Here is a 19,597-nt window from a genome sequence, read left to right as displayed (position 1 = left end):
TGTCCTCCGTGCTGTGGGTTTAGCGAGACCCGCCCAGTCCAGGCGGGTCACGGCTGCTTCAACACCAGAGTAGGCGGAGATGTTCCCGCGGACGCGACGCGTGCCCCGGCCGGTCGGCGCAACCCTGGGCCTCGCGACGTGCCGGTCACCCGCCGACGATGCCCCGTGAGATCAGCGCCGGATTTCCCAGGTCACAGTCGAGGCCGACGATCAGCGCGTCGAAACGTCCTGCCACGCCCGTCGACAAGAGAATCGCGGCGGCCCCGGTGCCGTCGACGAGGATGCGACCGGAACCCACGATCACCACCTCGACCGGTACCAGGTGCGCGGCGGTGCAGCGGCGGAGCGCCTCCACGGAACCGAACGGTGCCCCGTCGGTACGACCGAGGACCGAGAGTGCGGTCGCGACGCCCGCGGGACCCGCCGGGGTCGGGACCGACGACGACTGGGCGCGCGGTGTCTGCCCGGGACCGGTCGCATCGGGCGCCGACACCAGCCGCAGTATTCCGACCGTTCCGACCGCGACGATGATGACCGCGGCGGCAGCCAGTAACAGACGGCCGGCCAATCGACGGTCGTCGCGCGATCGGGAGCGGGCGGGTCGACGCCCTCGGCGTGCAACCGAGATGTCGACCGGTGCGGGATCCCGGCCGAGCGCGGCGAGGGTGGTCGCGACGTCGGCGCGGACCTGGTCGGGAACGGGCGCGGGCGCCGGACGGGCGGAGCGCAGATCGTCGGAGGTGTGATCCAGCACGGCCAGGATCGATTGCGCGGCAACATCATCGACGATGCGGGAACGGATGTGTGCGGCTGTCCGGTCGGGCAGTGCACCGGCGTGCAGGTCGGCGAGGATCTCCGCCGAATACGGCGGGTCCGGTAGATCGCCGGTCTCGTGGTCGTCTGGTCCCCGAGGGGTCATGGTGTCAGTCTTCCATTCCGGGGGATGGCGGGCGTTCGTTGAGTTCGGCTCGGTTCGGCGTGGTTCACGAGCGGAGTCGGGTCAGAGGAGGTGGCCTCCTGGTCGCGATCCGTCGGATACTTGGACGCGGCCCGCCCCGGTTCGGTTCCCCCCGGCCGCGATCTGTCGGGAACGGGATGGACCAGTCGGGGTGATGACGGGTCAGCCGCTCCGCAGATGTCCGAGGACCTGGGCGAGTTTGAGGCGGCCGCGAGCGCATCGACTCTTGATCGTGCCCTCGGCGACACCGAGGATCTCGGCCGCTTCGGCGACCGTGTAACCCTCGATGTCGACGGCGACGATGGCCGCTCGTTGCCCTTCGGGGAGGACGTGCAATGCACGCCCGATCGACACCGACAGGTCGACGGCGGCGATGTCGTCGGTGGTGTCGGCGATGGAGACCACGTCCCATTCCGGCAGCGGCACGGTTCTGCGGACCTTGTTCCGTCGGATGCGATCGAGGCCGGCGTTCACGACGATCCGGTGCAGCCAACTCGTCACCTTGGCATCGGACCGGAAGTCGTGTGCGGTCCGATGCGCGGCGAAGAGGGCGTCCTGCAACGCGTCTGCGGCATCCTCGGGATTCTGGCTGGTCCGCAGCGCCACCGACCATAGGTAATCGAGATGGCGGCTGATGAGATCGGAGAAGGCGTGTGGGTCGCCGGCGAGGTGAGCGTGCAGAAGCTGCTCGTCGCTACGCGTGTCGATCGCGTCGTTCCCCCCGGGCATGGGCTGAGAGTAGTGGAGCCGACACCGCGTCATCCGTTGGAGCGACGGCTGTGCACAGCTGTCGCCGGATGACGGATCTGTCCTCAGGCCGGCCGGTCAGGACTCCAGGCGGGCGCGCACCGCAGCCATCCGCGTTCGCAACTCACTCTCGTCGATGACCCCGCGGTCGAGCAGTGTGTGTGCCAGGGCGACCAGTTGGTTCTCAGGGTAGGGCAGGTCGGCGTAGATGGTCGCCGACAGCCGGTCCTCCTCGTCGCGTCGTTCGACGACGCCGGGGGTACCCGCGTTCACCGCGGTGGCATCGGCGACCCGGTCGAGCGCATCGCAGAGACCGTCGAGGCTCGTCTTCCACGGTGGAACAGGGTTCTCCACACCGTATTTCGCGGCCATCCGGTGCCACACCTGGTTCCGGTCGACGATCTCCTCGAGTGGTCCGTGGGATGATCCGGTGCGTCCGTCCTCGGTCATCGGCTACTCCCCCGCCGGGTGGACGGCCGGACGGATGGTCGAGACGACGTTGGTGGTGACACCCGGTCTGGGGAGCGCGACTCCGATGAGGCAGTCGCGGGTGATGATCTCCGACAGCTGCTGCTCGGTCCATCCGTCGGTGCCTGCCGGGCGCTGCGGCATCACCATGAAGCGGTGCTTCTGATTGGAGTCCTGCACGCGTACGGAGACACCCTCCGGGAGCTGGAGTCCGAACTCGGACAGCACCTGTCGCGGCCACCGCACCATCCGGCGACGGTAGTTCGGCGTTCGGTACCACTCGGGCGAGTTCCCCAGGATCGGGCGCGGATAGCACGAGCACAGCGCACACACGATCACGTGATGGATCGTGGGGGTGTCGGCGAGGATCTCGAAAGCCGTGAAATCGCTGGGTGTTCCGAAACCGGTCGGTTCGAGCCAGTCGACGCCGACCTCTTTGCTGGCGGCCATCGGGTCGTCGAGTGCCAACCGCTCGAACTCGGGGTCGAGCCAGGCCCGGGCGACGAGCGTCGCCGCGGGCGTCGGCCCGATCTGTTCGGCGAACTCGGTGAAGCGGCGGTGCTCCTCGGCGGTGAAGAGTCCCTTTTCGATGCACAGCTCGCGCAGCGCGATCTCGAGTACCTCGAAGTCGGTGATCTCGTCGACCATCGGCTTGACCGTCCGGTCGTGGTCGTGGTGATCGTCGCTCATCGGCGGTCGTCCTCTCCGCCGGCGGATTCGAGCCAGCGTTCGGGGATCTCGGTCTGCAGGGTGTCGTCGGCGGGCCCGGTGTACCCGTGCCAGAGGTCGCCCATGGTGAACCGGACCACGTAGAACCACTCCGGTTGGGCGTCGGAGAGACCCCAGGTCTCGTCCTCGGGCGCTGGGCTCTCGTAGGCGACGGCCGCGACCTCGCCGACCGCGCCCCGGACGTATTCCGGTGTCCGCGTGTACAACAGGACGGGCAGCTCGCGGACCCGGACCCGGTCCCCGATGCCGAACGCGGCGTCGCCCGCCCGCCCGGCGTAGATCTGCGGGTCGCCGATTCCGATCGCGTGCCGATGGTGTGTGTTCCGCGGGACGTCGGATCCGTCGCCGACGCTGCGCGGGCGGGCCTCGAGACGCCGGCCGTCCAGTCCGCCCGCGTATCGCTCCCGGACCTCGAGCATGCGTTCACTGAGCTCGCCGAGCGCGATGTGGTGCTTCTCGACGAGAATTCTGGCGACCGCCAGCAACCAGCGTCCGTAATACGGGATTCCGAGGTAGACCGCGCGACCGACGTCGACGTTGCCGATCCGACGCCGCTCTTCGGACAACCAGATCCCGCGCCAGGCGAGCACCTCACACATGACATAGGTCATGTGCTCCCATTCCTCGTACGCCTTGCCCTCGTAGGTGATCGGTGCGTCGGGCTCACCCCCGACGTCGTGCACCGGCTTCATGTAGGCGACGAAGCGATCGTGGTCGAGAAGATCGGGCGTCGGGGCATCCGGCAGCTCGGGATACGAGGAGTGCAGTCGCGCAACGAGTTCGAGTTGTCTCGCACGTTCTTCGGCAGTGCTCACCGGACACCTCCCGGACCTTTGTCCGACGGTTGCAGCGCAGTTGCAGGAGAACTTACACGCCGACCACGGGGTTCAGGAGCGTTTTCGGCACGCCCTTGCTCCCCGATCCGAACGAACGACAGCCGCGAGCGCATCAACCCTAATGGGGGTGGATCGGCGTCCTGCAGGGGATGCTGGTTTGTGTGAGCCTTCCCGGCCGGTGACCACTCCGAGACCCTGAAACGGTGTCGGATTTCTACACGAAGACCGTGGCCCGGCCGGGTAAGGATCACCCGCTAGAACGCTTCTGGGATGTCGTGCCCCCTGAACCATGTGGGGTGAGCACTGATCCATTAGGCCGCGTCAAGGGTGATCACCCCAAGGTTCACACCGACGATCGATCGAGACGACCGAAGACGAGGTGAACGACCGACATGATCTGTGTGGGCAACGACTGGGCGTCGGATCATCACGACGTGTGCGTGATGGATGAACACGGCACCACCCTGGCCACCCGCCGACTACCCGAGAACGCGGCCGGCGTGACGGCGATGCATGACCTGCTCGCCCGGTTCGCCCACGACCCCTCTGAGGTGGTGGTGGGGATCGAAACCGATCACGGCATGTGGGTCGCCGCCCTGGTCGCCGCGGGCTATCAGGTGTATGCGATCAACCCGTTGTCGGTGTCGCGGTACCGCGACCGCCACCATGTCGGGGGCACCAAATCCGATAAGGCTGACGCGAAAACGCTGGCTGATCTGGTGCGGACCGACCGGCACAATCATCGATTGGTCGCCGCCGACACCGTCGAGGTCAAGGCGATCACGGTGATGGCCCGTACGCATCAGAATCTGGTGTGGGCGCGCTCAGCACAACAGAACGTGTTGCGCGCTCAACTGGGCGCCTACTATCCGGCCGCGGTCGATGCCTTCGGCGGCGACCTCGCCCACAAAGACTGCCTGGCGGTGTTGCGTCGCGCTCCCACCCCACGACAGGGAGCGGCACTGACGGTCGCGGCGATCCGATCAGCTCTGAAAAAGGGTGGCCGCCAACGCAATACCGATACCCGTGCCCGCGAGATCCAGCAGGCCCTGCGTGGGGGCGGTCATCTGAGCGCACCGGAGGCACTTACCGCAGCGTATGCGGCGACCGTGACCGTGACGGTGAACATGCTGACGACGCTCAACACCCAAATTGATCAACTGGAAACCAGTATGGCCCAGTCTTTTAGAGCGCATCCGGACGCCGAGATCTACCTGTCCATGCCCGGAGTCGGTGACATCACCGGCGCCCGGATGCTTGGCGAGTTCGGGGACGACCCCGAACGCTATGCCACCGCCAAGTCTCGCAGAAACTATGCCGGCACCTCACCACGGACCATCGCCTCAGGCAAAGGGCACGTCGTGCTGGCCCGCCATATCCGCAACACCCGCCTCAACACCGCGGCCATGGCGATGGCGCAAAGCGCGCTGACCGGCAGTCCCGGCGCCCGCGTCTACTACGACAGCCTGCGAGATCAGAAGAAGTCCCACCCCCAAGCCTTGCGTGCGCTCGCCAACCGGCTCATCGGCATCCTCCACGGCTGCCTCAAACACCGCACCCTCTACAACGAACACACCGCCTGGAACCACCGCGCCAACCTCGCCGCTTGACACCTTGCACCCCTGGGATGTCTTCGTGGCTCGTCGCTTGCGCTCCTCGCACCTCAGGGAGCAGAGGGAGGGCATCGTCTTGACCCCACACAGCAGCGGTTCTGTAGTTCTTGCGGATACGGGAGCAGCCTCGAAGGGTCAGGTCAGAAGCCGGCCGTAGGCGGCGACGAAGAGCTCCACACAGACGTCGAGGATCTCGTCGAGCGCGTAGCGTTCCGCGTCGGCCTCCCCGGCACCGGCGACGTACCAGTCGACGAGAAGCTGGGTGACTCCCCCGACCAGGCCCACCGACGCCAGCCGTTCGCGGTCCGACGTCGGTCGCGAGCCACGAGCGAGTGCCAGGATGAGCGCGGCCCAGTCGTGGATCGCGCGCATGCGGACCCGCTCGATCTCCGGGGACACCCCCACCACTTCGACGAGCATCACACGCGCGCGCCGGGGATCGTCGGCGAGGCAGGACATGAACGCGCCGAGAGCCGCCCGGGTGACCTCTGGAACACGCTCAGCAGCAACGCCTTCCGCCGAGTCCGATGATCCGGGGACGGCGCCGGCGATCTCCGCTGCGGCATCGACGGTCGCCGCCCGGACGAAGTCGACGCAGTCGTCGTACACGGCGACGAGCAGGGCGGCGCGGTCGGTGAAGGACTCGTAGAAGTATCGCTGCGTCAGCCCGGCGAGGTCGCAGATCCCCTTCACCGACACGTTCGCGTATCCGTCGGTTCCGAAGGCGTCGAGCCCGGCCGCGATCAGAGCGGCTCGACGGCGTTCTCTCCGCTGCGTCGGATCGGCCCCGCCATAGCGTCGCCCGGGCGGGGTCGGCGTCGACGGGGTCGGGTCCGGCACGGCTGTCACGCGAGCTCCCTCCCGGGTCTTTACATCAGATCTTCTGACACGTTACCTTGTCAGAAGTAAGTGACATGGCGTCGTGTCAGATATCGCTGTGAGGGGACAATCGTGCTGGAGTTCTTGCCGGAGCCGATGCGTGAGCCGACGGTGCTCGCGATCCCGTTCTTCGTCACCCTGCTGGCCATCGAGTGGTTCGCCGCGGCCAAACTCGAGCACGATGACACCGAGACAGCGCCGCCGGGCGCCTACGACTCGCGGGACGCGCGTTCGAGCGTCTCGATGGGACTGGTGTCGATCGCGACCAGCGCCTTCTGGAAATTCCTCGGACTCCTGCTGTACAGCGTGCTGTTCGCCTATGTCGCCCTGTGGCAGCTGCCCGCGGACGAGTGGTACACGTGGATGATCGCCTTCCTGGGCGTGGACTTCCTCTTCTACTGGAGTCATCGCGTCTCGCATCGGGTCCGCCTGGTGTGGGCGACCCATCAGGCCCATCACTCCAGCGAGTACTTCAACTTCGCGACGGCGCTGCGGCAGAAGTGGAACATCAGCGCCGCGGTGCTGATGTGGATCCCCCTACCGCTCCTCGGCATCCCGCCCGCCCTGGTGTTCGCCGCCTACTCGCTGAATCTCATCTACCAGTTCTGGATTCACACCGAACGGATCGGAAAACTCTGGGCACCCGTCGAATTCGTACTCAACACACCGTCGCACCATCGGGTGCACCACGGCTGCGACCCGGAGTACCTCGACCGCAACTACGGCGGGGTCTTCATCCTGTGGGACCGGATGTTCGGCACGTTCGCTCCGGAGATCCGCCGGCCCCGTTACGGCCTGACCAAACCGGTGGACACATACAACATCCTGCGACTGCAGACGCACGAATATGCGGCGATCGCGCGGGATGTGCGCGGTGCGTCGACGTGGCGCGCCCGCCTCGGCTACGTCTTCGGGCCGCCGGGATGGACGCCACGCGACCTGGTCGGAGAGCAGGTGGCGGGGACGACTGGCGCATCCTCGGAACGCATCTGACGGAGCGGCCTCAAGGGCGAGGTCGGTCGGGCGCCATATGCGGTCACTGTGCCGATCGTCGTGACGAGTGAGATGAGCGCGGTCTGGATGCCGAGCACCGCCCGTCTGATCGCCAAAATAATGAGTCAGACCTCAACTCACGCAATCTGGTTCGTGCATCTGAGCCTGCCGCGAACAGGTATCCGAGCCTTGCTGCCCCACCGTCGCCCCGAGAACGGCGAAGCGCCCGAGGCCCCCGGGTCGGTCCTACCCTTATCGCGTGTCAGGCTGTCGCGTGAGTACCGCGGGTTGGCCGAGGGACCCGTCACGGTCAGATACGAGCGCGCGGTATCAGGATGGCGTATGCCAGTTTCCTCAATTGCCCGTCGGTGCCCGGCCGAGAGCGGAGCTCGGGGGACGAGATCACGTGGCCGGCGAACCCGGCCAGAGCCTGCTCCAGAGCCTTGGCATCGGCCTGTGACAGGCTGGGCGTACGCACGCGGATGGCAGTGGTCCACTCGGCGGAGTAGTCCGAGGTGATGCGGCCGAGAGAGATCTGGTCTGCTTCCGGCAGATACACCGCGTCCCGAACTGCCACGGCCAGCACCCGCCCATTGGGGCCCAGCGAGTAGTCGACGAACACGCGCAGGAGCACGTCGAGCGTGTCACCGGCGGCGGCTCCGTCGAGTGCCGCGATCGACGTCCACAACAAGCCTTCGATGCCTCGACGGATGACCGTCCACAAGATCTCCGTCTTCCCTGCGTGCTCGTGATAGACGGTCGCCACCGAGACGCCCGCGTGGGCGGCGATCTCGTCGATACGGACGTTCCGGAAGCCGCGTACGAAGAACAACTCGGTCGCGACGTCGAGTATTCGTTCGCGTCGGGCGATCGGACTTCGGCGTGATCGTGCGTCATCTGTCCCCACCACAACCGGAGCCGTGGCCAGGTCACAGTCGAGAATCGAGTCCGTGAGCGCTCGCTGGACCTGCATGAGCCGCTTGGCCGACAGTGAGCCACGCATCCGGGCCGTGCTCGAGTACACACTGAGGACAGCGGTCGCGAGTAGCTCCGCGCCCGCCGGGTCGACCGCGGGTCGGGCGGCGCTGATCTTCGCCGCCAGCGTGTCCACGAGTCCCCCGAAGGAGCGATTCAACTCGGACAGGCCCGATCGCTCCAGGTGCAATCGTTCACGGTTCCAGAGGATGGAGACATCTCGATGCGCGGTCATGTCACCCAATGCGTCGAAGAACAACCCGATTTGCTCCTCGGGAGTGCCACCGCGCTCCTGCGCATCGGCCATGAACCGGCTGACGGTCCGCACCTGCGCGGTCAACGCCTGCGCGAGGATGTCCTGCTTGGACGGAAAATGTCGGTACAACGCAGGCCCGGTCAGTCCGACCGTCGCACCGATCTGTTCCATGCTCACGTTGCGATAGCCGAACTCCTGAAACAGGCGTGTCGCCTCTCGGACCAGGTGTTCGAGCCGGAGTTCGGGCAGTCGAGCGCTCTTCGCACTCGCGGCGTCTGCGGATTTCGACACTGGTGTCGAGGGCAGCGGTACAGGAGACCGCGCCGATGGTTCCGCGTCATGCCCCGCTCGTACCCGCCTGCCGTCGTCGTTCATACTCGTTGGTCGTAACTCGGACCTCGAGTTGCACGCGCCGATAATCGCGGGGCGCGGTCAGGTGCTCGACCGGTGCGTCAGCCGGCCATCGTGACGCGCGCGATCTCGGCCTGATAGCCGCTTCCCGAACTCGGCAGGCTCGTGAGCCAGACCATGACGTAGCGGGTGGTCGGCGGCTGGGCGATCGGAATCGTGGTGGACGCCTGGTCCACCTGACCCGACGCCACCGTCGTCGTCCGGGCGAACGCCGGACGCGCCGACGGCGACGTACGGATCTCGACGCTGATCCCGGGCGTCGGACTCTCGATGGTGACCGACCGCACCGGGCGTTCCGCTCCGAGGTCGAACATGAGGCCCAGCCCCGGCTTGAGCCCGCCGAAGTCCGGACGCCCGCGATAGTTGTCGGTCTGCCACGGCGGGGCGGCGCCGGTGATCACGTTGCGTACGTTCGCCGAGTTGTCCGGTGTCTGCGCGGAGAAGTCGACGACCGAGACCGACTGCAGCGCAATGGGTTGCGGGGCCGCCGGGGCCGCGGGCGTCGGCGGCGGCTGGGCGCCGGGCGGAGGCGAGGGCTCGGTCGTGGTGAGGATCGAGTCGATGTCGCTCGAGCCGCTGCTGCCGCCGAAGATGTTGGTGGCACCCACGATCAGCGCGATGACGATGAACAGCGCGAGGAGTCCGGCGCCGATGAGCAACGCCACGTTGCGGCGCGGTGGCTTCTCGTCGCCGCCGGCACCCAGTCGGGGCGCCACGCTCACCGGCGGCGGGGCGTCGGCGTCGGTGATGGCCGGCAACATGTCGGTGTTCAGGTCGACGACCGTGGCCTGATCGAGCACGTGCTGCACCGTCGCCGCGGTACGGATCCCGCGCGAACCGTCGAGCGCGCGCGCCGCGACCGCCGAGATCTCGAACGGGATGTCGGGCTTGCTGAGCCGCGGCTCGACCGGTTGTCCGTCCTCACCGGGCGTGGCCACGGGGATCCCACCCACGGACTCGGTGGAGTCGGCGGTGGTGATCAGCCGGGACCCGTCCGCGGGATCGAGCGCCCAGCGGTTGAGCAGGAGCGCGTACAGCACGGCCCCGAGGCCGCGGACATCGGACGCCTTGTCGTCCCCGGCGAGGGTGCCGGGGAACGCCAGCACGGCATTGCCGTCGTGGCTGATACGGATGCGGTCGGGATGGTCGATGGACAGCGCGCCACCGGAGCGGTGGGCGATCTCGGCGGCCGCGGCGAGTGAACGCACCGCCCGCGCGGCGCCGATCGGCGACGGTCCCGACCCGGCGACATCCGCCAGGGACGATCCGGGCACCCATTCGGCGACGACGATGCCGCCCGACGATCCGCGGACGACGTCGAGGACCCGTGCCACCCCGTCGGAATTGATCTGGCCCAGGCGCAGGGTGCGCGACAGCACGGCCTGCGGTCCCTGATCGGACATCTTGGCGGCCTGACCACGCTCGGGCGGCGGTGCGAGTTGCTCGGCGTCGACGAAGGTCAGCGCGACCTCACGGTCGAGGTTGATGTCCTGGGCCCGCCAGAACTGCAGACCGCGGGTGCCGCCGTGCTGCTCGAGCAGTCGGTACCGGCCGCCGGCGACCGCAGCGCCGGGGATGAGGCGCGGTCCGCGGCGGCGTGGGCTCGCCGCGCTGTCGGCCGCACCGGTCTCGGCGGCGGGAGTCGGGGTCGGTGGAGTGGGTGCGTCGCCGGCTCGGGGCTCGGCGGGCGGCCCGGTGGCAGCAGTGGTGTCGACCTCACTGTCACTCACGCGACGGACTCCTCTCCTGCGGTATCTGATGTCGCGCGGTACCGGCGCGCGTTCGGGGATGGGGCGCACATCCCGGGTCGCGCCGATCGCGCCACCGGAGTGTACGGAGTACGACTGCCACGTCGCGGTACCTCTGTCGAAGCGGCGCAGCACCTGTACCTGACCAGAGTACGGGAGCGATTCGTCGCCGGTGACGCGCGGAAACTGAACTGTGATCGCCGGTGACTGTTCACGTTCGGGCTGCGGCGGCGGGGCGAGCGCCGGGATGAACCGGCCGAGCAGACGGCGTACGGCCAGCCCGATCGCGACGACATCCGGTACGCGGGCCGCGGCGAGACCGGCGTAGGTCACCGCGAGCACCACCGCGGCGGTCAGCCCGAGGTAGAGGACCGACCCCACCTTGCCCAGCCAGCCGATCATGTCGTCGAGGCCGGTGAGTTTCGCGACCGCCCACACGGTGGCGGAGACCCCGATCGAGACGGCCAGGGTCACGACGGACGTGCGTGCCACATCCGAGAGCCGGGCCCCGCGAAGTCGGCTGCGGAGCAGGAAGTGACCGACGACGGCACCGACCAGATAGCCCAACCCGTTGGACAACGCGAGCCAGCGCACGACGAGTTCGGGATCGTCGAAGAGCACCGGCCCCAGGTACGACGACACCACCTTCACCACGGTGATGCCCAGGGCGATGAACGTCGGGGTCCACGCGTCCTCGCGGGCGTAGAACACGCGCAGCTGGACGAGGGTCATCGAGTACGGGATGAGGGTGAACGCACCCCACGACAGCACCGAACCCAGCTGCGACGCGGAGGCGGCGTCGAACTTGCCGAAGTTGAACACGGCGATGGCGATGGCCGGTCCGAAGAACGTCATGAACGACACGACCGGCACGAGGGCGACCATCGTCAGTCGCGTCGCAAGGGACAGATCGTCGACGACCGCCTTGGTGTCGTCGGCGGTGGCGTTGCGCGACAGTCGCGGCATGATCGCGGTCAGGATGGTCACGCCCAGCACGCCGTACGGAAGCTGCAACAACTGCCAGTGGGTGAAGTAGATGCTGACGCCCGACGCGTCGGCCGACGATGCGATCCGGTAGGTGACGATCAGGCCGACCTGGAGCAGCGCCACATACGCGACGATCGCGACGGCCATGTTCCCGAACTGGCGCAGGCGCGCGTCGATCCCCCACTGCAGGCGCAGCCGCACCCCCGACTTGCGGAGGAACGGCACCAGTATCAGCGCCTGGAGCACGACACCGGTCGTGCAGCCGATGCCGAGCACCAGGAGCTGCGGATCGGACATCCGGACGGGGTTGAGGGTGATCTCGCCGGGCACCACCGCGTAGAGCACGAGCGTGGTGATCTGCACGACGTTGTTCAGGACGGGCGCCCATGCACCCGGCTTGAAGTAGCCGCGCAGGTTGAGGATCGCGATGAACAACGCGGACAGGCCGTAGAACAGGATCTCCGGCAGCAGCAGGTAGGCGAGCGCGGTGGACAGCTCGCGATTGACCTGCCCGTCCCCCAGGTTCAGATAGGTGAGCAGCGGTGCCGCGATCACCGCCACGACCGTCGCGGTCCCGAGGACGACGACGGTGATGGTGAAGATCCGGTTGATGAAACCCTCGCCGCCGTCGTCGTCCTCGGCTTCGGCCCGGGCGAGCAGCGGGATGACGATCGCGGTCAGCACGGCGCCGAGGACGACCTCGGCGATCATGTTCGGCAACACGTCGGCCGCCTGGAACGCCGAGGCGATGGCAGGGCCGAGCATCGCGAGGATGAGCACGGTCCGCAGGAAGCCGGTGATGCGACTGAACAGGGTGGCGATCGCGATCGACCCGCTGGTGCGCAGGATGCTCGAGTCCGAGTCCCGCGCCAGACCGGTCGACGACGCTTTCCCGTCGGGCGCTTTGCCCTCGGGCGCTTTCTCGTCGGGTGCCTTCTGGACGGACACCGCGCCGGCGGCCACCGGACCGTTCGACGGTCGGCGGGGGTCGGACGCGGTCATGACCCGCGTGTTGTTCTGGGCCGGTGACACGTCCGGCCGGGCCGGCGGGGGGGCCGGTGGAGTAGGTGCCGATGGCGCGGGCGGACGCGGGGCCGAGGGTGCCCGCCCGCCCGATCGCGGCGGCGCGGGTCGTGGGGCCGCAGACCGCGCGTCGGGCGATCGTGGTTCGGCAGGCCGTGGCGCAGTGGGTCCCGGATCCGGGGACCCGGGCGGGATCCGCGTCGGAGGGACCCGGCCACCCGGAACCCGGTTCGGCGGAATCCGCCGGGGTGCGGCGCGCTCGGGACGCTGGGGCGGCACCGGGCCGGGTGTCCCCGACCGCGGCGCACGCGGCTCATCGTTCCAGGTCACGTCGCTAGGGCCGCCGTCCTCGGGTCGTCTGATGTCGGTCATGGAGGGTCATCGCCCGGTTCCTCGCCGTACGTCCGACCCTCGCTCTGCAGGGTACGGCGTCGCTCCTGATACCCGCTTCCGGCAAGCATTCGCTCGAGTTCGTCGGGTTCGGGACGGTCGGCGTCGGCGGGATCGGGCTGGCCGCGGAAACGATGCCAGAGGCGACGCGCGGTGAGCAGGACCAGCGCTGCCGCAGCGATGATCGTGATGTAGAACAGCGGCTTGCCGTACGCGTTGGTGTGCACCGACAGGCTGATCGGCTGGCCCAGTGGCACGCCGGTGACCGTCGACAACCGGATCTGCACACTGATCGCCTCGGAGGCGTCGCCCTGGGTGGGCAGTTGGATCTGCCGGGTTCCGCGCGCCGGGATCTCGATCACCCCGAGGTCGCCGATCTCGATGCCCGCCGGCTCCGACGTGGTGATCCGGGCACGCACCGGGAGCGCGAGGTCGTTGCTCACGACCAGCAGCAGCGGACTCCGCTCGGAAGCCAGCGTGTAACGACCGCCGGGATCGAGGATGGTGACCGACTGCGACATCCGGTACAGGGTCGACGCGACCGCGTCGATGCGTTCGGTCTGCGCGCGCCGCAGGTGGGTGTAGACGGCCGACCCCTGGGCATCCGGGGAGCGGATCGCCCGGAGCTGGTCCTCGCGCAGCGGCGACATGTACCGCTCGGGGGTGGCGGCGACATCCGCCGAGCGCACCAGGGCGCCCTCGAACTGCCAGCTGTCCTCGACATTGCGTCGTATCGATCCGGTCGCGTCGCTCGTCAGCACCGAGCCCACCTCGCCCACCGGACCGACCCCGGGCGGGTCGATCAGCCGCGCCTGCTCGGGCGCGGAATTGAGGTCGGCGGCCAGCGTCGACAGCGGAGCCGGTGTCGCGGCACCCGATTCGAGGAGCAGCCGTGCGGTGGTGAACAGGGCCTCGGCGTCGGCGGACGTGGGCGACCAGTACGTCGGGGGCATCAGGAACGCCGATCTGCCGACGACCGGGTCGGGCGACGGGCGTGCCCCGGGTGCGGTCGGACCTGGTTCCGGCGCGGCGATCGCGGGATAGGCGAGGGCACCGATCGCGCTCTGGCGCCTGCTTCCCTCGGACTCGTCGGACAGGTCGACGCGCTGACTCGGAGGCGTCAGAGCGGGGGTGGACGGCGCCGTACCGAGCGCGGCGAACGAGGCGGTCACAGGTGCGTCGTAGGTCTGGGCGGCGAGGTCACCGATCCGGTAGCGGCCGGCGGCGTCGCGGCGACCGACCGGCGCGACGGAGTTCGACGACACCGCGGTCGCGGTCATCTCGGCCTCGGTGAGGGCGGCGGCGCCGTCGGCGTCGATCGCCCCCAGGGCGGGGATCGAGAGACCGCGCACGCTCCGGACGCCGAGCACGGTGTCGATGATGTCGGCCGGTGACCGCAGCGCGGCCTCGGTGAGGCCGGTGTTGCCGATCCGGGTCAGGGAGGTCAGATCGGCCTGCGCGTACGGCAGGGCCACCACGCACATCCGCTGCGCGATCCATCGCAGGCCGGTGAGCCAGCGACCGGCGGCGTCCACGCCGCTACCGGGCCGGGTCGTCGACCTCGGATCGGCGGGATTGTCGGACACCTCGTACCCCAGCGACATCGCGCGCACCGTGACGACGAGGTCGGGGTCGATCGCCAGGCACATGCTGTCGGCGAGCTTCTCCGAACCGGGCAGTGCGCTCGGTTCCGGGTTCTCCGGTGTCTCGGATGGCGGCGTGTCCGATGTCACCGAATCCGATTGTGCGGGTGGGGGTTCCCCGACGACCCGCTGCAGCGCGGCGAGTAGCTCGGCGAGTCTGCCGCCGTCGGCGAGCGACCGCGCCATGTTCTCGTTGATCAACCGGACCGGTTCGGTGTTGCCGCCCAGCACACCCGGCGCGAGCTGCGGCGGGGCGGCCAACGGCCACACCATCGTCATGCGTGCCGGACTGGACAGGTTCGCCGACACCGACCCGTCCGGCCCGAGCCCGACGACCGGGTCGGCGTCGGAGTACTCGGTGGACGGGTCGACGTAACCGGCGGCCCGGGTGTCGTCGGGCGGTAGGGACAACACCGGCAGCAGCATCCGCGATCCCGCGACCTGCGCGGTGTTGCCGTACTCCGGGGTGCCGTTGACGTTGACCTGCATCGGGTACACGCCGGGCTGGGAGATGGCCAGGCCCTGGCCGTCGGGACCGTTGTTGGCCGAGAGTGCCATCGACATGCGGAAGCCGACGCTCTCGCCGGGGGCGAGCGAGTCGGACAGCGCCTCGAAGGGGCCGGCCACGGCGACGGCCGGATCGTCGTCGGCGAGGTCGGTACGCAGGCCCGCGGCCGACGCCACCGGATCGCCGCGCTCGAGCCGGATGGTCAGGTCGGTGATGGACCGGTCGCCGACGTTGTCGACGCGTCCGCTGACGGTGACCACCGGCCGGCTGGTCGTGGTCACGATGTTCGGGGTCATCGAATCGATGACGATGCGGGCGAAGCGGCTCGGTGACCGGTCCGACGCGCCGGACCCGGCGTCGGAATCGCTGGTGGCCGTCTCCGGCGCCGCCGACGCCGGTCCCACCGCGCCGGACAGGACCATCAGACCGAGAACGGCCAGGACCACGGCCGAGGCCAGCGTCACGAGCGCGCCGGACCGCAGCGCATGCGAGAAGGCGAGAGAACGAGACGAACGGGGCTCGGCGGCGGACGGGCGCGGCTCAGCCATCGCCGGCCGCGGGCCGTCGTGGACGGCGCCGGCGCCGGCGCGGACGAACCGGGGGCGGTGGCTCGTTGCGGCGCTGGTTGCGCGCGGCGGCGGCTTTCTCATAGGCGTTGGGTTCGGTGCGGATGCTGTCGGCCTCGGACTGGGCCAGCCGGGTGGGGTCGGCGGCGAGTTCGGCGATCACACCCCGGGCCATCCGGGCGAGTCGCCGCTCGTCAGAGTACGTGAGCCGACGCGGGAGCTCGTGTAACGGCACCCAGGCCACCTCGGACACCTCGTAGTCGGCGTCGGACAGCTCGCCGCCCGTGCACCGCAGCAGGTAATGATGCACGGTCTTGTGGATCCGACGACCTTCGCTGACGAACCAGTAGTCGATCTTGCCGAGCGGGGCCACCACCGTGCCCTGGATCCCGGTCTCCTCCTCGACCTCGCGGATGGCGGTCTGCTCGGCGGTCTCGCCGGTTTCGATGTGTCCCTTGGGCAGCGACCACATGGTGCGGCCGCGACGGTCGACGCGACCGATGAGCGCGGCCGACAACTGGTCGACGGGGAGGTCGAGGTCGGAGATGACGAGCCCCCCTGCCGAGGTCTCGCGCACGGTGCGGAGTTTCTCGTTGCCCGCGCGGTCAGGGTGGGCGCGCTCGGCAGCCGGGCGTTCGGACGCACGGTCCGCCCGCGCCGTGCGCCGTCGACCCTTCGACGCCTTGCCGCCGGCCTGGGTCAGACCGGTCTTGGTCAGCTTGGCGCTGACGGCGACCATGTCCGACGGCTTCGGCGGGGTGACGCGGGGTCGCGCACGATCGGGATCGACCGGGAGCTTGTCGACGGGCTCGGCCTCGACCGGATCCGGGCACGCGGGATCGGCGGCCCGGGCGCGGGCGAGGTCATTGGGAGTCGGGTGATGAGTGCTGGGTGCCGGTTCGGAGGCCGGGTTGGGCGAGCCGGGTTTGTGGCCCGGCCGCGAGCCCGCCTGGCCGGGAGTCGGCTGCTTGTTCTTGGGTTGGGCATGACCGCTCTGTTTGTGCCCGTGCGGATTGTGCGCCGTCGAGGTGTGCGCGGGCGCCGCACCTCGGTTCTCGGACTTGCGCCGGCCCCGGCGGCGTCGGCCGCGTCGGGCACGACGCCCCTGGCCGGAGGGATTCTGCTCGCCTTGTCCGCCACCCTCACCGTGCGCACCCGACGAGACGCCGCTGACGTCTGAAGGGTTGGTCGAGGAATCGGTGGACATTCCACGATGCTAGCGGCTGGTCACCTGCAGTTTGTCCGGACGCCTCCGAGGGCGCGTAGGTTGTGGATTCGCGGTGTCGCGAGTGCGCCGGGGGTGTATGAGTCGTCGCCGACGAGCTGTGCGGCGTCGTCGTCGCGGGTCACGACGGTAGGGTGGCAAGCCGTGAACGACACTTCCTCGTCCGGTGCGGCGGCGTCTGGGCCATTCCGGAATGGGGCAGCCCAGCCGGACCAGGTGCACTCGGCGGACCCGGAACGGCGCACCCGCCTGCTCGCCGCCGCGGCGATCGCACTGCGCGACCTCGACGACGTCCTCGTGCCCCTCGGCAAGCTGTTCGAGACCGCCGGCCACGAGCTGTACCTGGTGGGCGGCTCGGTGCGCGACGCGGTTCTCGGGCGTCTGGGCAACGACCTCGACTTCACGACCGATGCGCGCCCGGAAACGGTGTCGCAGCTCCTCCGCGGCTGGGCCGACGCGTTCTGGGACGTCGGCATCGAGTTCGGCACGGTCGGGGTCCGCAAGGGCGACCACCTGATCGAGATCACGACGTTTCGCGCGGACTCATATGACCAGGTCAGCCGCAATCCCGAGGTCACCTTCGGCAAGACCCTCGACGACGACCTGATCCGACGGGACTTCACCGTCAACGCGATGGCGGTCCGGATCGGCTCGGCGGGCGCCCAGGACTTCCGGGACCCGCTCGACGGGATGACCGCCCTGCTGGCCGGGGTCATCGACACCCCCGCCACGCCTGCACAGTCCTTCGGCGACGACCCCCTGCGCATGCTGCGCGCCGTGCGGTTCGTCTCTCAGCTGGGATTCCGGCTCGCGCCGCGCGTGTGGCAGGCGATCACCGACATGAACGGCGAGATCGAACGCATCACCGTCGAACGCATCCGCACCGAGCTGGACAAACTGATCTGCGGCGAGTTCCCGATCGAGGCGATCGACGCCATGGTCGAGACCGGTCTGGCCGAGCGGGTGCTGCCCGAGGTGCCCGGCATGAAGCTCACCATCGACGAGCACCACCAGCACAAGGACGTCTACCAGCACTCCCTGACCGTGCTCCGCCAGGCCATCGATCTCGAGGACGGCGATCCGGACCTGGTGCTGCGCTGGGCGGCCCTGTTGCACGACATCGGCAAACCCGCGACGCGGCGGCACGAACCGGGGGGTGGCGTCAGCTTTCATCACCACGAGGTCGTGGGCGCGAAGATGGTGCGCAAACGGATGCGGGCACTCAAGTATCCGAAGGCGGTGGTGTCCGACGTGGCGCAGCTGGTCTTCCTGCACCTGCGCTTCCACGGTTACGGAGACGGCGCGTGGACCGACTCGGCCGTCCGCCGGTACGTCACCGATGCCGGTCCCCTACTCGACAAGCTGAACAAGCTGGTGCGCGCCGACTGCACCACCCGCAACAAGCGGCGCGCCCGGCGGCTGCAGCAGAACTACGACAGTCTCGAGCAGCGGATCGCCGACCTACAGGCGGCCGAGGATCTCGAGAAGGTCCGGCCCGACCTCGACGGCAACGCGATCATGGAACTCCTCGGCGTGCCGCCCGGTCCGATCGTCGGACAGGCGTGGCGTCATCTGAAGGAGCTACGCCTGGACCGTGGACCGCTCAGCCGCGACGAAGCCGAGGATGCCCTTCGCGAATGGTGGGCGGCGCGCAGCGGTCAGTGAGGACTGCGAGACGCCCCGGGCGTTTCAGCTCGCCGGCGCGAACACCTCGATCGCGTGCGGTACCGCCTCGAAGACCGCCGGCAGCTCGCCGACGAGGTCACCGTCGACCGACACGAGGGCCGGCGGATCGCAGTACAGCTCGACCTCCGCGCCGCGCATGGTCCGGACGTTCGGACTGTCGATGTGCTTGCCCGAGAACACCTTCGGGAAGACGCGCGCAATCGTCCAACGTGCCAGCCGCGGTGGGTTGAGCGCGAGGGTCACGTCGAGCCGGCCGTCGGTGATCGACGCCTGCGGCGTGATCTTCATGCCACCGCCGTACGACGTGGTGTTGCCGATCGCGGCGAAGATGAGGTCGGATTCGACGGCCTGGTCGTCGACGCGGACCTGGTAGTGACGCGACCGCAGAGCGAGTAGTTCGAGGAGCGCCGCGATCGTGTACCGGGACTGTCCGCGCGGCCGGCGCATGTCGATGGCCCGCGCGGTGACCGCGGCGTCGAACCCGGTGGCGGCGACCGTGCTGAACAGCGCGGTCTGCCCGTCCGGGAAGCTGACCCGGCCGAGGTCGATGGGTCGCCGGTGGCCGGCCAGGATGACCTCGACGGCGTCGGCCGGATCCAGTGGGATGCCGAGGTTGCGGGCGAAGTCGTTCCCGCTCCCGGCCGGGACGACGGCCAGCGGCTTGCCCGACCCGATCGTGGCCTCCACCGTCAGACGCACCGTGCCGTCGCCCCCCACGACGACGAGGACGTCGGTGTCCCCCCGGGCAGCCTTGCCGGCGAGATCGGCGGCGTCGGCGATGTCCTCGCCGACGATGATCTCCACCTCCACGCCGCGGGCACGCAGCAGTTCTGCGGCGTCGTGGGCGACGCGCAGGCCCGTTCCGTGCCGTGCGTACGGACTGGCCACGAGTGTGGCGTGTTCGATAGTCATATGAGTCGGCCCCCCGCCGTTCAAGTGATCCGTTACAGTGTTAC

At 69.0% G+C, this 19,597-nt stretch carries 15 protein-coding genes; 3 read left to right on the top strand and 12 right to left on the bottom strand.

The genetic code is table 11. The features are described from left to right. Positions 1–145: 145 nt before the first annotated feature. From QAD21_RS23705 to QAD21_RS23685, 5 genes are all read right to left on the bottom strand, one after another. Positions 146–919, bottom strand: a complete 774-nt coding sequence (locus QAD21_RS23705) for a hypothetical protein (protein WP_280360321.1) — start codon at positions 917–919, stop codon at positions 146–148. A gap of 201 nt (positions 920–1,120) precedes the next feature. After that, positions 1,121–1,687 (bottom strand): RNA polymerase sigma factor SigM, encoded by a 567-nt coding sequence (gene sigM, locus QAD21_RS23700; RefSeq protein ID WP_058252981.1) that lies wholly within the window; start codon positions 1,685–1,687, stop codon positions 1,121–1,123. A 96-nt stretch (positions 1,688–1,783) separates the two neighbouring features. Continuing rightward, a complete protein-coding gene (locus QAD21_RS23695) occupies positions 1,784–2,155 on the bottom strand; it encodes a thiocyanate hydrolase (RefSeq protein ID WP_065630852.1) in 372 nt (123 codons plus the stop codon). 3 nt (positions 2,156–2,158) lie between these two features. Next, complete coding sequence (gene scnC / locus QAD21_RS23690; protein ID WP_065630853.1) at positions 2,159–2,863, bottom strand: thiocyanate hydrolase subunit gamma; 705 nt, start codon at positions 2,861–2,863, stop codon at positions 2,159–2,161. Then, positions 2,860–3,717 carry an SH3-like domain-containing protein gene (locus tag QAD21_RS23685; RefSeq protein ID WP_065630854.1) on the bottom strand — a complete coding sequence of 286 codons (858 nt, stop codon included), beginning with the start codon at positions 3,715–3,717 and terminating at the stop codon, positions 2,860–2,862. Before QAD21_RS23685 ends, scnC begins: the two co-directional genes overlap by 4 nt. Positions 3,718–4,130: 413 nt before the next feature. Between QAD21_RS23685 and QAD21_RS23680 the strand changes: the two genes are divergently transcribed. Continuing rightward, a complete protein-coding gene (locus QAD21_RS23680; RefSeq protein WP_280360320.1) occupies positions 4,131–5,348 on the top strand; it encodes an IS110 family transposase in 1,218 nt (405 codons plus the stop codon). 138 nt (positions 5,349–5,486) lie between these two features. Here the strand turns inward: QAD21_RS23680 and QAD21_RS23675 are convergent, their stop codons facing one another. Then, the gene (locus QAD21_RS23675; protein ID WP_068971288.1) at positions 5,487–6,200 is read right to left on the bottom strand and encodes a TetR/AcrR family transcriptional regulator; all 714 of its coding nucleotides are present in this window, start codon (positions 6,198–6,200) and stop codon (positions 5,487–5,489) included. Positions 6,201–6,302: 102 nt separating this feature from the next. Between QAD21_RS23675 and QAD21_RS23670 the strand changes: the two genes are divergently transcribed. Continuing rightward, positions 6,303–7,223: a sterol desaturase family protein gene (locus QAD21_RS23670; protein ID WP_068971287.1), complete on the top strand. Its 921-nt coding sequence runs from the start codon at positions 6,303–6,305 to the stop codon at positions 7,221–7,223. A 310-nt stretch (positions 7,224–7,533) separates the two neighbouring features. Here the strand turns inward: QAD21_RS23670 and QAD21_RS23665 are convergent, their stop codons facing one another. The 5 genes from QAD21_RS23665 to QAD21_RS23645 form a co-directional block, all read right to left on the bottom strand. Continuing rightward, the gene (locus tag QAD21_RS23665) at positions 7,534–8,745 is read right to left on the bottom strand and encodes a TetR/AcrR family transcriptional regulator (RefSeq protein WP_068971286.1); all 1,212 of its coding nucleotides are present in this window, start codon (positions 8,743–8,745) and stop codon (positions 7,534–7,536) included. 161 nt (positions 8,746–8,906) lie between these two features. Further along, positions 8,907–12,602, bottom strand: a complete 3,696-nt coding sequence (locus QAD21_RS23660; protein ID WP_083229397.1) for a murein biosynthesis integral membrane protein MurJ — start codon at positions 12,600–12,602, stop codon at positions 8,907–8,909. 389 nt (positions 12,603–12,991) lie between these two features. Beyond that, a complete protein-coding gene (locus QAD21_RS23655) occupies positions 12,992–15,586 on the bottom strand; it encodes a DUF6049 family protein (RefSeq protein WP_068971289.1) in 2,595 nt (864 codons plus the stop codon). Positions 15,587–15,704: 118 nt separating this feature from the next. Beyond that, on the bottom strand, positions 15,705–16,937 hold the full coding sequence (locus QAD21_RS23650; protein WP_068970753.1) for an NUDIX hydrolase: 1,233 nt from the start codon (positions 16,935–16,937) through the stop codon (positions 15,705–15,707). 20 nt (positions 16,938–16,957) lie between these two features. After that, positions 16,958–17,080 carry a hypothetical protein gene (locus QAD21_RS23645; RefSeq protein ID WP_280360319.1) on the bottom strand — a complete coding sequence of 41 codons (123 nt, stop codon included), beginning with the start codon at positions 17,078–17,080 and terminating at the stop codon, positions 16,958–16,960. A gap of 91 nt (positions 17,081–17,171) precedes the next feature. Here QAD21_RS23645 and QAD21_RS23640 point away from each other — a divergent pair, with 91 nt between their 5' ends. Continuing rightward, positions 17,172–18,620, top strand: a complete 1,449-nt coding sequence (locus tag QAD21_RS23640) for a CCA tRNA nucleotidyltransferase (RefSeq protein ID WP_058253767.1) — start codon at positions 17,172–17,174, stop codon at positions 18,618–18,620. A 24-nt stretch (positions 18,621–18,644) separates the two neighbouring features. On the opposite strand, the gene QAD21_RS23635 is transcribed toward QAD21_RS23640, so the two are convergent. Further along, a complete protein-coding gene (locus tag QAD21_RS23635; protein ID WP_068970754.1) occupies positions 18,645–19,553 on the bottom strand; it encodes a YegS/Rv2252/BmrU family lipid kinase in 909 nt (302 codons plus the stop codon). Positions 19,554–19,597: the final 44 nt, after the last annotated feature.

It is taken from the genome of Gordonia sp. SMJS1, assembly GCF_029866425.1.
GTDB classification, from domain to species: Bacteria; Actinomycetota; Actinomycetes; order Mycobacteriales; family Mycobacteriaceae; genus Gordonia; species Gordonia hongkongensis.
This window is presented reverse-complemented; position numbering and strand designations above follow the sequence as displayed.

Bases quoted from the DNA above. Each gene is read 5' to 3' on its own strand.
- QAD21_RS23705 (WP_280360321.1), bottom strand. From the start codon at position 919: ATGACCCCTCGGGGACCAGACGACCACGAGACCGGCGATCTACCGGAC.
- scnC (WP_065630853.1), bottom strand. From the start codon at position 2,863: ATGAGCGACGATCACCACGACCACGACCGGACGGTCAAGCCGATGGTC.
- sigM (WP_058252981.1), bottom strand. From the start codon at position 1,687: ATGCCCGGGGGGAACGACGCGATCGACACGCGTAGCGACGAGCAGCTT.
- QAD21_RS23680 (WP_280360320.1), top strand. From the start codon at position 4,131: ATGATCTGTGTGGGCAACGACTGGGCGTCGGATCATCACGACGTGTGC.
- QAD21_RS23650 (WP_068970753.1), bottom strand. From the start codon at position 16,937: ATGTCCACCGATTCCTCGACCAACCCTTCAGACGTCAGCGGCGTCTCG.
- QAD21_RS23635 (WP_068970754.1), bottom strand. From the start codon at position 19,553: ATGACTATCGAACACGCCACACTCGTGGCCAGTCCGTACGCACGGCAC.
- QAD21_RS23655 (WP_068971289.1), bottom strand. From the start codon at position 15,586: ATGGTCCTGTCCGGCGCGGTGGGACCGGCGTCGGCGGCGCCGGAGACG.
- QAD21_RS23695 (WP_065630852.1), bottom strand. From the start codon at position 2,155: ATGACCGAGGACGGACGCACCGGATCATCCCACGGACCACTCGAGGAG.
- QAD21_RS23660 (WP_083229397.1), bottom strand. From the start codon at position 12,602: ATGACCGCGTCCGACCCCCGCCGACCGTCGAACGGTCCGGTGGCCGCC.